The 12,706-nt window shown below is 60.7% G+C and carries 13 protein-coding genes; 2 read left to right on the top strand and 11 right to left on the bottom strand.

What is annotated here, in order from left to right; genetic code table 11:
- Position 1: 1 nt before the first annotated feature.
- The 7 genes from hscA to trmJ form a co-directional block, all read right to left on the bottom strand.
- Complete coding sequence (gene hscA, locus GF111_RS19005) at positions 2-1,852, bottom strand: Fe-S protein assembly chaperone HscA (RefSeq protein WP_060442838.1); 1,851 nt, start codon at positions 1,850-1,852, stop codon at positions 2-4.
- A 32-nt stretch (positions 1,853-1,884) separates the two neighbouring features.
- On the bottom strand, positions 1,885-2,406 hold the full coding sequence (hscB, locus tag GF111_RS19000) for a co-chaperone HscB (protein WP_047730072.1): 522 nt from the start codon (positions 2,404-2,406) through the stop codon (positions 1,885-1,887).
- Between the two features lie 62 nt (positions 2,407-2,468).
- The gene (gene iscA / locus GF111_RS18995) at positions 2,469-2,792 is read right to left on the bottom strand and encodes an iron-sulfur cluster assembly protein IscA (RefSeq protein WP_004941410.1); all 324 of its coding nucleotides are present in this window, start codon (positions 2,790-2,792) and stop codon (positions 2,469-2,471) included.
- Positions 2,793-2,846: 54 nt separating this feature from the next.
- Complete coding sequence (iscU, locus tag GF111_RS18990) at positions 2,847-3,233, bottom strand: Fe-S cluster assembly scaffold IscU (RefSeq protein ID WP_004941408.1); 387 nt, start codon at positions 3,231-3,233, stop codon at positions 2,847-2,849.
- Between the two features lie 24 nt (positions 3,234-3,257).
- Positions 3,258-4,472 carry a cysteine desulfurase gene (gene iscS, locus GF111_RS18985; RefSeq protein WP_016929764.1) on the bottom strand — a complete coding sequence of 405 codons (1,215 nt, stop codon included), beginning with the start codon at positions 4,470-4,472 and terminating at the stop codon, positions 3,258-3,260.
- Between the two features lie 54 nt (positions 4,473-4,526).
- A complete protein-coding gene (gene iscR, locus GF111_RS18980) occupies positions 4,527-5,021 on the bottom strand; it encodes a Fe-S cluster assembly transcriptional regulator IscR (RefSeq protein ID WP_004941404.1) in 495 nt (164 codons plus the stop codon).
- A gap of 193 nt (positions 5,022-5,214) precedes the next feature.
- The gene (trmJ, locus tag GF111_RS18975) at positions 5,215-5,949 is read right to left on the bottom strand and encodes a tRNA (cytosine(32)/uridine(32)-2'-O)-methyltransferase TrmJ (RefSeq protein ID WP_025303916.1); all 735 of its coding nucleotides are present in this window, start codon (positions 5,947-5,949) and stop codon (positions 5,215-5,217) included.
- 119 nt (positions 5,950-6,068) lie between these two features.
- Here trmJ and suhB point away from each other — a divergent pair, with 119 nt between their 5' ends.
- On the top strand, positions 6,069-6,872 hold the full coding sequence (gene suhB, locus GF111_RS18970) for an inositol-1-monophosphatase (protein ID WP_004941400.1): 804 nt from the start codon (positions 6,069-6,071) through the stop codon (positions 6,870-6,872).
- 56 nt (positions 6,873-6,928) lie between these two features.
- On the opposite strand, the gene GF111_RS18965 is transcribed toward suhB, so the two are convergent.
- Positions 6,929-7,951, bottom strand: coding sequence for a nickel/cobalt transporter (locus tag GF111_RS18965; RefSeq protein WP_038874527.1), 1,023 nt, complete (start codon positions 7,949-7,951; stop codon positions 6,929-6,931).
- Entirely contained in the window at positions 7,942-8,577 is a 636-nt protein-coding gene (locus GF111_RS18960; RefSeq protein ID WP_033651572.1) for a DUF1007 family protein, read from the bottom strand. The genes GF111_RS18965 and GF111_RS18960 overlap by 10 nt, the downstream gene beginning before the upstream one ends.
- A gap of 182 nt (positions 8,578-8,759) precedes the next feature.
- On the opposite strand from GF111_RS18960, the gene csiE reads away from it, so the two are divergent.
- The gene (gene csiE, locus GF111_RS18955) at positions 8,760-10,025 is read left to right on the top strand and encodes a stationary phase inducible protein CsiE (RefSeq protein WP_094461013.1); all 1,266 of its coding nucleotides are present in this window, start codon (positions 8,760-8,762) and stop codon (positions 10,023-10,025) included.
- On the opposite strand, the gene GF111_RS18950 is transcribed toward csiE, so the two are convergent.
- Together GF111_RS18950 and glyA are read right to left on the bottom strand one after the other, a co-directional pair.
- Positions 10,026-11,171: a 3-phenylpropionate MFS transporter gene (locus GF111_RS18950; RefSeq protein ID WP_038874523.1), complete on the bottom strand. Its 1,146-nt coding sequence runs from the start codon at positions 11,169-11,171 to the stop codon at positions 10,026-10,028. It lies immediately after the preceding gene.
- Between the two features lie 156 nt (positions 11,172-11,327).
- Positions 11,328-12,581: a serine hydroxymethyltransferase gene (gene glyA, locus GF111_RS18945; RefSeq protein WP_025303922.1), complete on the bottom strand. Its 1,254-nt coding sequence runs from the start codon at positions 12,579-12,581 to the stop codon at positions 11,328-11,330.
- Positions 12,582-12,706 lie beyond the last annotated feature (125 nt).

Below are 12,706 nucleotides of genomic sequence, written 5' to 3'. Positions count from 1 at the left end.
GTTAAACCTCATCCACAGAATGGCCAGCCAGCGCGCGGCGAATGGAAGCGTCCATGCGGCGCGCGGCAAAATCTTGCGTTTGTGCATCTAATGTTTTGATGGCGTCTTCGATAGCGGCGGGATCTTCCCCCTGCACCGCCTGCTGCAACGCCTGGGTCGCGGCGGCGATCGCCTGGCTTTCCGCCTCGCTCAGCAGCGCGGCGTCGGTGGCCAGCGCGCCCTGCAGGCTTTCCAGCACCCGTGCGGCTTCCACGCGTTGCTCCGCCAGCTTGCGCGCGCCCACGTCACTTTGCGCGTTGGCCATCGAATCCTTGATCATGCCGGCGATTTCGCTGTCCGACAGGCCGTACGACGGCTTGACCTGGATCGACGCTTCAACGCCGGTGGATTTCTCCATCGCGGTGACGCTCAGCAGACCGTCGGCATCCACCTGGAAGGTGACGCGAATGTGCGCCCCCCCGGCAGGCAGCGGCGGCAGGCCGCGCAGCGTGAAGCGCGCCAGCGAACGGCAATCCTGTACCAGCTCGCGCTCGCCCTGCAGCACGTGGATCATCATCGCGCTCTGGCCGTCTTTGAAGGTAGTGAACTCCTGCGCGCGCGCCACCGGAATGGTGGTGTTGCGCGGGATCACTTTCTCCACCAGGCCGCCCATGGTTTCGAGGCCCAGCGACAGCGGGATCACGTCCAGCAGCAGCATGTCGCTGTCCGGCTTGTTGCCCACCAGAATGTCGGCCTGGATCGCGGCGCCGATGGCGACCACTTTATCCGGATCAATAGACGTCAGCGGCGTACGGCCGAAGAAGGCGCCCACCTGCTCACGCACCAGCGGCACGCGGGTGGAACCGCCGACCATCACCGCTTCCAGCACCTCGTCGGCGGCGACGCCGGCGTCTTTCAGCGCGCGGCGGCAGGCCATCAGCGTACGTTTCACCAGCGGAGCGATCAGCGCTTCGAACTGGGCGCGGGTCACCTCGCCCTGCCAGCCGGCCACCTCGACGCGCACGCTGTCGGCATCGCTCAACGCGATTTTAGCGGCGATGGCGGCGTCCAGCAGCTGGCGCTGCACGCCGTGGTCGCTGCGATCGGCCACGCCGGCCTGCTCGCGCAGCCAGTCGGCCAGCAGGTGATCGAAGTCGTCGCCGCCCAGCGCGGAATCGCCGCCGGTGGCCAGCACTTCGAACACGCCGCGGCTGAGGCGCAGAATGGAGATATCAAAGGTGCCGCCGCCCAGATCGTAAACCGCGATCACCCCTTCCTGGCCGGAATCCAGCCCGTAGGCGATCGCCGCCGCGGTCGGTTCATTCAGCAGGCGCAGGACGTGCAGGCCGGCCAGACGCGCCGCGTCTTTGGTGCCCTGGCGCTGCGCGTCGTCGAAGTAGGCAGGAACGGTGATCACCACGCCATCCAGCTCCCCTTCCAGCGCCGCTTGCGCTCGTGCGGACAGGGCCCGCAAGATATCAGCGGAGACGCCGACCGGGTTAACCGGGCCGGCGGCGGTGACGATCAGCGGCAGGCCGTTGTCGCTGGCCTGGAATTGATAAGGCAGGTTCGGGTAACGTTGCTGCACGTCCGCCAACGAGCGGCCCATCATGCGTTTGATGGAGCTGACGGTATTGGCCGGATCCTGCGCCGCCTGTTGGCGCGCCTCCCAGCCGACGCGCTGCGCGTCCGCCTGATAATGCACCACCGAAGGCAGCAAATGGCGGCCCTGTTCGTCGGCCAGCGTTTCCGCTTGCCCACTGCGCACCGTGGCGACCAGCGAGTTGGTGGTGCCTAAGTCGATACCGGCGGCCAGACGTCGCTGGTGCGGCGCGGCGCTGAGGCCAGGCTCACTAATTTGTAATAAGGCCATCTTGAAGCTTCCACAATCAGAATCAGAAGGTGTTACTCAAAACCCAGCAGTTTTTCTTCGAGTTGTTCAACCTGTTGCTGGAGTTTGTCCAAAAAGCGCAGCTTGCGCACGGTGTCGGCGGCGTCCGCCCACTGTTCACTGTCCAACTGCTGCAGCATCAGCGCGCTGCGCTGCTTGATGGAGGAGGCCAGCCGCGCGCCGAAATCGGCCAGCAGGCGCTCGGCCTCCGGCTTGCGCTCAATGGCGTCGAGCTCTTCGCGCAGTTCCAGCTGTTCCATCAGGAACGCGGTGTCGCGCATCGTATGCTGTTCGTTGCCCAGATCGAAGCCGTGCAAAGATAGCATATACTCCGCGCGTTTTAACGGGTGCTTCAGCGCCTGGTAGGCTTCGTTGATGGTCGCCGCCTGCTGCAACGCCATCAGGCGTTCGCGCTCCGGCTGGTTGGCGAAACGATCGGGGTGAAATTGGCGCTGCAGATCCTGGAAGCGGGACGCAAGCAGGCTGCCGTCCACGGTGTAGCGAACTGGCAGCCCGAATAAAGTAAAGTAATCCATAGCGTGCTCTGGGCGTTAGCGGATGAAGTTCCCCCGCCGAAACGGGGGGGCACGATGGACTGTCAGACGTTGAAACTCTCGCCGCAGCCGCATTCGCTTGAGACGTTCGGGTTGTTGAACTTGAAGCCTTCGTTCAGGCCTTCCTTAACGAAATCAAGCTCGGTGCCGTCAAGGTAGACCAGGCTCTTGCCGTCGATGATCACCTTGATGCCTTTGTCTTCAAACACGATGTCGTCATCGTTGGCTTCGTCAACAAATTCCAGCACGTACGCCATCCCGGAGCAGCCGGAAGTTCGCACTCCCAGACGCAGGCCGAGACCTTTGCCGCGGTTCGTCAAAAACGCCTGAACACGCTGCGCAGCGCTGTCGCTCATGGTAATAGACATCACAACCTCACACTTCACATCAAAGCCCGGCGCGGCCGGGCCGACTCAGACAAATTACTTGGCGCTATGCTTGCTCTTATAGTCGGCAATCGCTGCTTTGATGGCGTCTTCAGCCAGGATCGAGCAGTGAATTTTGACCGGCGGCAATTCCAGCTCTTCGGCGATCTGGGTGTTTTTGATCGCTTCAGCCTGATCCAGCGACTTGCCTTTCATCCATTCGGTCACCAGCGAGCTGGAGGCGATGGCGGAACCGCAGCCGTAAGTTTTAAAGCGCGCGTCTTCGATGATGCCTTCATCGTTAACCTTGATTTGCAGCTTCATGACGTCGCCGCAGGCCGGCGCCCCTACCATGCCGCTGCCGACGGTAGGATCTTCGTTGTCGAAAGAACCCACGTTACGCGGGTTTTCATAATGATCGATTACTTTTTCGCTGTAAGCCATGACCTTGCTCCTGAAACCTGAGAATTAATGATGCGCCCATTCGATGCTGTTGATGTCCACGCCCTGCTTGAACATCTCCCACAGTGGGGACAGATCGCGCAGACGGCCGATGGATTTACGCACCAGTTGAATGGTGTAGTCGATCTCTTCTTCCGTGGTGAAACGCCCCAGAGAGAAACGGATCGAGCTGTGCGCCAATTCATCGCTCATGCCCAGCGCGCGCAGCACGTAGGACGGCTCGAGGCTGGCGGAGGTACAGGCTGAACCGGAGGAAACGGCCAGGTCTTTCAGCGCCATGATCAGCGACTCGCCTTCAACGTAGTTGAAGCTGACGTTCAGGATGTTCGGTGCGCCGTGCTCCAGATCGCCGTTCAGATACACTTCTTCCATATCTTTCACGCCGTTCCACAGACGATCGCGTAGGGTGCGCAGACGCGCCATCTCTTCGGTCATCTCTTCTTTGGCGATGCGGTAAGCTTCGCCCATGCCGACGATCTGGTGGACAGGCAGGGTGCCGGAACGCATGCCGCGCTCATGACCGCCGCCGTGTACCTGCGCTTCGATGCGGATGCGCGGCTTGCGGCGCACGTACAGCGCGCCGATGCCTTTCGGGCCATAGATTTTGTGGCCGGAGAACGACATCAGGTCGACTTTCAGCTTGCTCAGATCGATAGGCAGTTTGCCCACGCTCTGGGTGGCGTCAACGTGGTAGATGATACCGCGCGCGCGGCACATTTCGCCGATCGCTTCGATATCCTGCACCACGCCGATTTCGTTATTGACGTGCATGATGGAGACCAGGATGGTGTCATCGCGCAGCGCCGCTTCGAGATCCTGCAGGCTGATGATGCCGTTGCTCTGTGGCGCCAGGTAGGTCACTTCAAACCCTTCGCGCTCCAGCTGACGGCAGGTGTCCAGCACGGCTTTGTGTTCGGTTTTGCTGGTGATGATGTGCTTGCCTTTTTTCTGGTAGAAATTGGCAGCGCCTTTGATCGCCAGGTTGTCGGATTCGGTCGCCCCGGAGGTGAAGACGATTTCGCGTGGGTCGGCGCCCACCAGTTCGGCGATTTGGTTACGGGCGATGTCTACCGCCTCTTCCGCCTGCCAACCGAAACGGTGGGAACGGGAAGCCGGGTTGCCGAAAGTGCCGTCCAGGGTCAAAAACTGCATCATCTTCTCAGCAACGCGCGGGTCGACCGGCGTCGTTGCTGAGTAATCCAGATAAATCGGTAATTTCATTGCTCTTGTGCTCCGTACATCACTTCCAAAAACTAAAAAAATTTCGCCAGCTGCTTATGCGCGCAGATTAACGTTGATAGTTTCTTGCGGACGACCGTTGGCCGTGCGGCGCGTATCGTTGTTTTGACGATCCGCCACCACCAGCACTTCCTGGTTGTTGACCAGTTCTGCCAGCGTAATGTTGTTCAGGAACCCGCTGATGCGCTCGCTCAGATCGCGCCACAGGGCGTGGGTCAAGCAGCGATCGCCGCCCTGACAGCCTTCTTTACCCTGGCAACGGGTTGCATCTACCGATTCATCGACGGCAGTGATGACAGCGCCAACAGCGATCTCACCCGCGTCTTTACCCAGCAGATAACCACCGCCCGGACCGCGCACGCTGGCCACCAGGCCATTCTTGCGCAGACGGGAAAATAATTGTTCCAGATAAGAGAGCGAAATACCCTGGCGTTCGGAAATGTCCGCCAGTGGCACCGGCCCTTCCTGGGAATGCAGCGCTACGTCGAGCATAGCGGTTACGGCATAACGGCCTTTGGATGTCAGTCTCATAGCTCAATGGTTACCTGTTGGTCAAATATGGCCGAAAGTCTGACATTCCTGAGTAAAACAGTCAACTATTTAACCTAGTAATTGACTCAAGTATTAGCACGTTTTGAACTTAGCAAGAACAAAGGTATATAAAATACATGTTATAACCTTTGGATAACTAATACTATTGTCGCCCACCGTTATGCCACATCAATTAATTACCTTGATGTTTATCCTGTTTCTCGATCGACGTCAGCATGCCGCGCAGGATATTCAGCTCCTGCCCTTCCGGGCGCGCACGGGTGAACAAACGACGCAGGCGGCTCATCACCTGGCCCGGATGGGACGGGCGAATAAAGCCGGTGCGCTGCAGCGTCTGCTCCAGGTGCTGATAGAAACGCTCGAGGTCGTCCACCAGCGGATACGGCGTCTCTTCCAGCTGCGGCGCGCCCGCCTGTTGGCGATCGAGGTAAGCCACGCGCACTTCATACGCCAGGATCTGCACCGCCATCGCCAGGTTCAGCGAGCTGTAGTCCGGGTTGGCCGGAATGGCGACGTGGTAGTGGCACTTCTGCAGTTCATCATTGGTCAGCCCGACGCGTTCGCGGCCGAACACCAGCGCCACCGGCGCGTGTTCGCCTTCGTGCACCGCGCGCACGCCGCATTCACGCGGCTCCAGCATCGGCCACGGCAAGGTGCGAGAACGTGCGCTGGTGCCCACCACCAGGCTACAGCCGGCGATGGCGTCATCGAGGGTGTCGACAATAGTGGCGTTGCCGATCACGTCGCTGGCACCGGCGGCCAGGGCGATGGCCTGAGAATCGGGTTTGATCAGCGGATTAACCAGATAAAGGTTGGTTAAACCCATGGTTTTCATGGCTCTGGCGGTCGAGCCCATGTTGCCGGTATGTGAAGTCTCTACCAGAACAATGCGGATATTGTGCAGCATACAAACTCTGAGCGTGGCGGAAAATCGCAGCATCTTAACACAGCCATAGGCAATTTGCCGAACAGCTGCTATACTTCGCGCCGTTTCCTGTTCTTTAACATCCTAGTTGGAAGATACCCATGCATCCGATGCTGACTATCGCCGTGCGCGCTGCGCGCAAGGCCGGTAACCTGATTGCCAAAAACTACGAAACCCCGGACGCTGTAGAAGCGAGCCAGAAAGGGACCAATGACTTCGTCACCAACGTCGATCGCGATGCAGAGCATCTGATCATCGACGTCATCCGCAAGTCTTATCCGCAACACAGTATCGTGAGCGAAGAACGCGGTGAGCTGATCGGCGAAGATCGCGATGTGCAATGGGTGATTGATCCACTGGATGGCACTGCAAACTTCATCAAACGTTTCCCTCATTTCTCCGTTTCCATCGCCGTACGCATCAAAGGCCGCACTGAAGTGGCCGTGGTTTACGATCCGATGCGCAACGAACTGTTCACCGCCACTCGCGGCCAGGGCGCACAGCTCAACGGTTACCGCCTGCGCGGCACCAACGCCAAAGATCTGGATGGCACCATCCTGGCGACCGGCTTCCCGTTCAAGGTCAAGCAGCACGCAACGCCTTACATCAACATCGTCGGCAAGCTGTTCACCCAGTGCGCAGACTTCCGCCGCACCGGTTCCGCAGCGCTGGATCTGGCCTATGTGGCCGCCGGTCGCGTAGACGGGTTCTTCGAAATCGGCCTGAAGCCGTGGGATTTCGCCGCGGGCGAACTGCTGGTGCGTGAAGCCGGCGGCCTGGTGACCGACTTCGTCGGTGGCCACAACCACTTCAGCTCCGGCAACGTGGTTGCAGGCAACCCGCGCGTAGTGAAAGCCATGCTGGCCACCATGCGTGAAGAGCTGAGCGAAGCGCTGAAGCGTTAATCGCCAGAAGCGAATCGAAAAAAAGCGCTGCCGATGCAGCGCTTTTTTTATGCCCGTTAGCGGGAGAAGGGCCGGATGCCGCCGCCGAATTCCGGCTGCGCGCTGACGTACAGCAACAGCCCCGCAGCCAGCAGGATCAGGCCGCCGGCCAGCGCCAACGCCCCCCAGGCCACCGCGCTCCAGGCCGCGGGCGCGCGCGAACGGCTGAGGCGCACCGCCAGCCGGCGGCTGTAATGCACCAGCAGTGCCAGCATCGAGATGGTCAACGAGGTGCCGAACGCCATCGCCAGCGCGGAGATCACTCCCCAGCCGAACACGCCGATCACCTTGGAGAACAGCAGCACCAAAATCGCCCCCGAACAGGGGCGCATGCCCATCGCCAGCACGATGGCGGCCTGAGTGCGCCAGTCGCTTCCCGCCTGCAGCTCGCTGTCGCTCGGCAGATGCCGGTGGCCGCAGCCGCAGTGGGCGCTGTGCACATGATCCGCCGCCAGCGGCGTCAGGCTGTTGATGCGCAGCGCCGGTGCCGGGCGCATCGCCTTGATCGCCGCAAACAGGCGTTTCAGCGCGCGCCAACTCAGCAGCACGCCAAGCAGCATCACCAGAATAAAACTGCCCTTTTCCAGCCAGAAGCTGCTTTGGTGCAGCTGGCGCGAAGAGAGCTGCAATACCACCAGCATCAGCGTGACCAGCGCGATCGCTACCCCGCCTTGCACCAACGAGGCGGCGAAGGTCAGCTTCAGGCTGCTTTTCAACCGCGCCGGATGGGTAGCCAGGTAGGTGGCGATCACCACTTTGCCGTGGCCGGGGCCGAGCGCATGCAAGATGCCATAGCCGAGGCTGAACAGCATCAGCGCCAGCCCGGCCTGCTGCGGTGCAGCCTTCACCTGCTGTAACAGCCCCGCCATCTGCTGGTGCAGCGCTTTTTGCCATACCACGCTCTGCATCAGCAGCTGCGGCCAATAGTGCCACGCCAGCAGCGCGGCGGCCGCCAGCGCCAGCGTGAACGGCAGCAGCGGCCACAGACCGAAGACCCAGTGGCGTCGGCTCGTCGTCGGTGGTGAGAAATTTAACGACATTGCAGCGTCACCCGCTGGGCGAACTGCTGCCCCAGCGCCAGGTCCTCACCGGGCGAGTCGTTCTTGTCGAGCGACAGCGCATAGGCCTGCAGCGACGCATTCGGCTTCGGCGTCATCAGCTTGTAGCTGCACAGCTGCGCCATCTCCGGCGGCAGATGCAGCGCATTTTGGTCTTTATAGGTCATATCCACGAAATAAGTCGGATCGTAAGTAGAAAGTTCGAACGGCTTGCCCGCCAGCGGCTGCGGTTCGGCCAACGGCAGCACGAACTCCAGCACCGCCTGATTACCCTGGCGCGACAGGTGATATTCGCTGGGCAAGTTCAGGTATTTCACCGGCTTGCCGTCGCGGTAAAGATCGGTGAAATAGTGCTGCCCCAGCACGTTGGCCATCACTTCCGCCGCCAGCTTTTTCCACACTTCCGAATCGCTCTTGGCGTTTTTCGCATCGTAGAGCAAATCCGCCGAGGTGATTTCATCCATCACCCACACCATTTTCAGGCCGACCAGCCGCTGGTCTTTGGCGACGAAGGTGGTATTCATGTCGATAAAGCTGTGCGGATGCGCGATCGCACCGGCGCTGAACACGGCGCCGAAGGCAGCCAAAAGACGACGTAACTTCATCATTATCCTGTCTTACCTGCATTTGTTATAACGTAACACAAATAAATACCGAACGGCCCGCCTCTCCCGGCGATATTTGTGACGAAAGTTGTAAGCCGAAGTAAAAGCCGCGCAGTAACCCTGCCATTACAAAGCCTTTTGCTATGCTTAGGCATAATCGCAACCTTTTATGCCGGAAGGTGATAATGAGCCTGGACACCTCTCCCGTGCCCGAGCTCTCCGGACAACAACGGCGCTGCCATCTGCTGCTGATGCTGTACACGCCGGAGCCCGAGTTGCAGCTGGAGACCCTAAGCCGAATCAACGGCGTCGCCCCCCCGATAACCCGGCAAGATATAGCCGAGGTGGCCAGTGAAATCCAGCGTTTCCACCACCTGGAGATCGCCGTCGGTCCCGATCGCGGTTACCAGCTGCGGGGCAGCGCGCTCGACCAGCGCCTGTGCCTGATCCATTGGCTGCGGCGGGCCCTGCGCTGCAGCCCGCAATTCGTTGAAGGCGATTTCGCCCCGCGCCTGCGGCACGCACTGGCGGCCGATGCCGCCCCGGCGTCTGCGCTGGCAGAGGCGATCGATGCTTGCGAACCGCTGCTCAACCGCCGCTTCGATGCGCGCGACCGCCAATTCCTGCAGCATTATCTGCTCTACTGCGCCTGGCAAAATCGCCTGCGGCAGCATCCGCGTTTCGACGCCGTTCAGCGCGACTGGCTGCGGCAAAAGCCGGAGCAGCAGGCCGCCGCCTGGCTGCATCAGGTCTGCAACCGGCTGTTTAACCAGCCGCCGCAGGCAGACGAGCGCGATTTTTTGGCGCTGACGTTTACCATGTTGAAAAATCACAGCTACCACAGCAACGACTCCGCGCAGGAACAGCGGCTGATGGCGGCCATCGACAGCATGGTCGAGCGCTTCCAGCAGCTTTCCGGCATGGCCTTCAGCAGCAAGGCGGAGCTGGTCAGCCAGCTGTTCGCCCACCTGGCGCCGGCGCTGGAGCGCTGCCGTTTCGCCATCGGCATCGACAATATGCTGCTGGAAGAAGTGGTGCGCAAATACCCGCGGCTAATGCGCACCACGCAGGAAGCGTTGAAACCGCTGGAACAGGAGTACGGCGTGCATTTTTCCAACGAGGAGGCGGGCCTGGTGGCCATCAGCTTCGGCGCCTGGCTGATGCAGGACAACGCGCTGCAGGAAAAACAGGTGCTGCTGCTGACGCTGGACAACCCGCAGTTGGAAGAAGAAGTGGAATACCAGATCCGCGAGCTCACGCTGCTGCCGCTGAACATCAAGTATCTGCCGCTGAGCGACTATCTGCGCGGCGGAGCGCCGCAGGGCATCATGCTGGTGATCACCCCTTATGCGGCGGTGCACAGCGATCCGCACCCGCCGCTGATCTATACCGAACTGCCGCTGGAAACCCGGCAGCGCCAGGCGATCCGCGCGCTGCTGGAAGCCCCTTAATCAGCGGCTGACGCTGACCGCCGGCGGCCGGATGAACAAGGCCGGCACCGCGACCGCCGCCATCACCCAGAATACCCCGCCCTGCCAATGTTCGAACAGGAACCCGGCAATGACCGTCATGACGGCGATACCGCCGCCCATCGCCAGCGCCGAATACACCGCCTGCAACCGGATCACCTCTTGCCCCTGGCGCGCGGCGATAAAGCGCATCGCCGCCAGATGGCAGACGGTGAAGGTGCCGCAGTGCAGGATCTGGATCAGCAGCAGCCAGCCCAGTTCGGTGCTGTAGGCCATCAGGCTCCAGCGCAACACGCCGCAGCAGGCGGAAAGCAGCAACAGGTTGCGCGCATTCCAGCGGCGAAACAGCACGTTGCTGCTGGCGAAAATAATCACTTCCGCTACCACGCCCAGCGACCACAGATAGCCGATAGTCGAGGCCGAATAGCCCGCCTCCTGCCAGTAAATGGAGCCGAAGCTGTAGTAGCCGGCATGCGCCCCCTGCAGCAGCGTGACGCACAGCAGGAAGCGCCAGACCGGCCCCTCTTTCAACAGTGCCCACAGCGAGCGCTCGGCTCCGCTGTGCGTGCGCGCTTCGCCCTGTGGCATGACGCTCGGCTTCAGCAACATGCCCAGCAGCATCGCCAACACGCTGAAGATCAGGCTGTAGAGAATCGCGTTATGGCCCCACACCGCCACCAGCTGCCCGGTCAGCGCCGAGCCGATGACGAACGCCAGCGAGCCCCACAGCCGCACCCGCCCGTAGTCCATGCGGATCTGCTTTTGCCAGGTGCCGGCCAGCGCGTCGGTCAGCGGCACCAGCGGCGAGAAGAACAGGTTGAAACCCGCTATCACCAGCATCAGCCAGCCCCAGCCGTTGCCGAAGCAAAAGCCGACCGCGAAGGCCAGGGTCAGCAGCGCCAGCAGGCGCAGGGCGGAGACTAAATGAGAGGGATCTTTAACGCGGGGTGCAATCAGTAAACTGCCGAGGAAGCGGGCCACCAAGCCGGCACCGAGCAACATGCCGATGGTTTCGGGCGCGATGCCCTCACCTTTCAGCCATACGCCCCAGAACGGTAAGAAGATGCCATAGGAAAAGAAGTAGGTGAAATAACTGAGAGCGAGCCAACGCGTTGATTGCAGAACCATGATCCCTCCGGAGTGAGGGCAATACTTTGACAGAGCTCACACCGCCCCGCAATCGTCATTCCACTTCAATACGTTAGAGTGCCATACAGTTCACAGTTTGCTGCTAGCGGGCATAAAAAAACCCGCCGCAGCGGGTTTTGTCAGGCGAAAGCGGGATTATGCGTAAACCGGCAGGCGGGCGCAGATATCCAGCACTTTCTTCTTGGTGCGTTCGATGGTGGCTTCATCGTTGATGTTGTCCAGCACATCGCAGATCCAACCGGCCAGTTCGCGCACGTCGGCCTCTTTGAAGCCGCGACGGGTCACGGCCGGGGTGCCGATACGCACGCCGGAGGTGACGAACGGGCTCTTCGGATCGTTCGGCACGCTGTTCTTGTTGACGGTGATGTTGGCGCGGCCCAGGGCAGCGTCCGCTTCTTTACCGGTCAGGTTTTTGTCGACCAGATCCAGCAGGAACAGGTGGTTATGGGTGCCGCCGGAGACCACTTTGTAGCCACGCTGCAGGAACACGTCCACCATCGCCTTGGCGTTGACCGCCACTTGCTGCTGGTAAACCTTGAACTCAGGCTCCATCGCTTCTTTCAGCGCCACCGCCTTGCCGGCGATCACGTGCATCAGCGGGCCGCCCTGGCCGCCAGGGAACACGGCGGAGTTCAGCTTTTTGTACAGCTCTTCGTCGCCGCCCTTCGCCAGGATCAGGCCGCCGCGCGGGCCCGCCAGGGTTTTGTGGGTGGTGGTGGTGACGATGTGCGCGTGCGGTACCGGGTTCGGGTACACGCCGGCGGCGATCAGGCCCGCCACGTGCGCCATGTCGACGAACAGGTAAGCGCCGATGCTGTCGGCGATTTCGCGCATTTTGGCCCAGTCAACCACGCCGGAGTAAGCGGAGAAGCCGCCGATGATCATTTTCGGCTTGTGGGTTTGCGCCTGCTTGGCCAGATCGTCATAGTCGATTTGGCCTTTGTCGTCGATGCCGTAAGGCACCACGTTATACAGTTTGCCGGACAGGTTGACCGGAGAACCGTGGGTCAGGTGGCCGCCGTGCGCCAGGTTCATGCCCAGAATGGTGTCGCCCGGCTGCAGCAGCGCGGTGTACACGGCGAAGTTAGCCTGGGAGCCGGAGTGCGGCTGCACGTTGGCGTAATCGGCGCCGAACAATTCTTTGGCGCGATCGATAGCCAGCTGTTCAACGATATCCACGTATTCGCAGCCGCCGTAGTAACGCTTGCCCGGATAGCCTTCAGCGTATTTGTTGGTCAGCTGGGAACCTTGAGCCTGCATCACGCGCGGGCTGGTGTAGTTCTCAGACGCGATCAGCTCGATGTGCTCTTCCTGACGCACCACTTCCTGCTCCATGGCACGCCACAGTTCCGCATCGTAATCGGCAATGTTCATTTCACGCTTTAACATCCGGCATCTCCTGACTTAAATCAGCTAACTAAAAAATCACCAAATAACTACCCGTTTGGGTTCTGGGCCACAGTGTAAACCGTTTCGCCCCACCGAAGATAGGTCTTGACAGAGGTTTTTACGCA

Origin of the sequence: Serratia sp. HRI, assembly GCF_010119335.3 — a bacterium.
GTDB lineage: Bacteria > Pseudomonadota > Gammaproteobacteria > Enterobacterales > Enterobacteriaceae > Serratia > Serratia nevei.
Note: the sequence above shows the minus strand (reverse complement) of the source record. Positions and strands in the feature narration are given on the sequence as shown.

What these genes read in the sequence shown, in the direction of transcription:
- hscA (WP_060442838.1), bottom strand. Translation starts at nt 1,852, where the DNA reads ATGGCCTTATTACAAATTAGTGAGCCTGGCCTCAGCGCCGCGCCGCAC.
- hscB (WP_047730072.1), bottom strand. Translation starts at nt 2,406, where the DNA reads ATGGATTACTTTACTTTATTCGGGCTGCCAGTTCGCTACACCGTGGAC.
- iscA (WP_004941410.1), bottom strand. Translation starts at nt 2,792, where the DNA reads ATGTCTATTACCATGAGCGACAGCGCTGCGCAGCGTGTTCAGGCGTTT.
- iscU (WP_004941408.1), bottom strand. Translation starts at nt 3,233, where the DNA reads ATGGCTTACAGCGAAAAAGTAATCGATCATTATGAAAACCCGCGTAAC.
- iscS (WP_016929764.1), bottom strand. Translation starts at nt 4,472, where the DNA reads ATGAAATTACCGATTTATCTGGATTACTCAGCAACGACGCCGGTCGAC.
- iscR (WP_004941404.1), bottom strand. Translation starts at nt 5,021, where the DNA reads ATGAGACTGACATCCAAAGGCCGTTATGCCGTAACCGCTATGCTCGAC.
- trmJ (WP_025303916.1), bottom strand. Translation starts at nt 5,949, where the DNA reads ATGCTGCACAATATCCGCATTGTTCTGGTAGAGACTTCACATACCGGC.
- suhB (WP_004941400.1), top strand. Translation starts at nt 6,069, where the DNA reads ATGCATCCGATGCTGACTATCGCCGTGCGCGCTGCGCGCAAGGCCGGT.
- GF111_RS18965 (WP_038874527.1), bottom strand. Translation starts at nt 7,951, where the DNA reads ATGTCGTTAAATTTCTCACCACCGACGACGAGCCGACGCCACTGGGTC.
- GF111_RS18960 (WP_033651572.1), bottom strand. Translation starts at nt 8,577, where the DNA reads ATGATGAAGTTACGTCGTCTTTTGGCTGCCTTCGGCGCCGTGTTCAGC.
- csiE (WP_094461013.1), top strand. Translation starts at nt 8,760, where the DNA reads ATGAGCCTGGACACCTCTCCCGTGCCCGAGCTCTCCGGACAACAACGG.
- GF111_RS18950 (WP_038874523.1), bottom strand. Translation starts at nt 11,171, where the DNA reads ATGGTTCTGCAATCAACGCGTTGGCTCGCTCTCAGTTATTTCACCTAC.
- glyA (WP_025303922.1), bottom strand. Translation starts at nt 12,581, where the DNA reads ATGTTAAAGCGTGAAATGAACATTGCCGATTACGATGCGGAACTGTGG.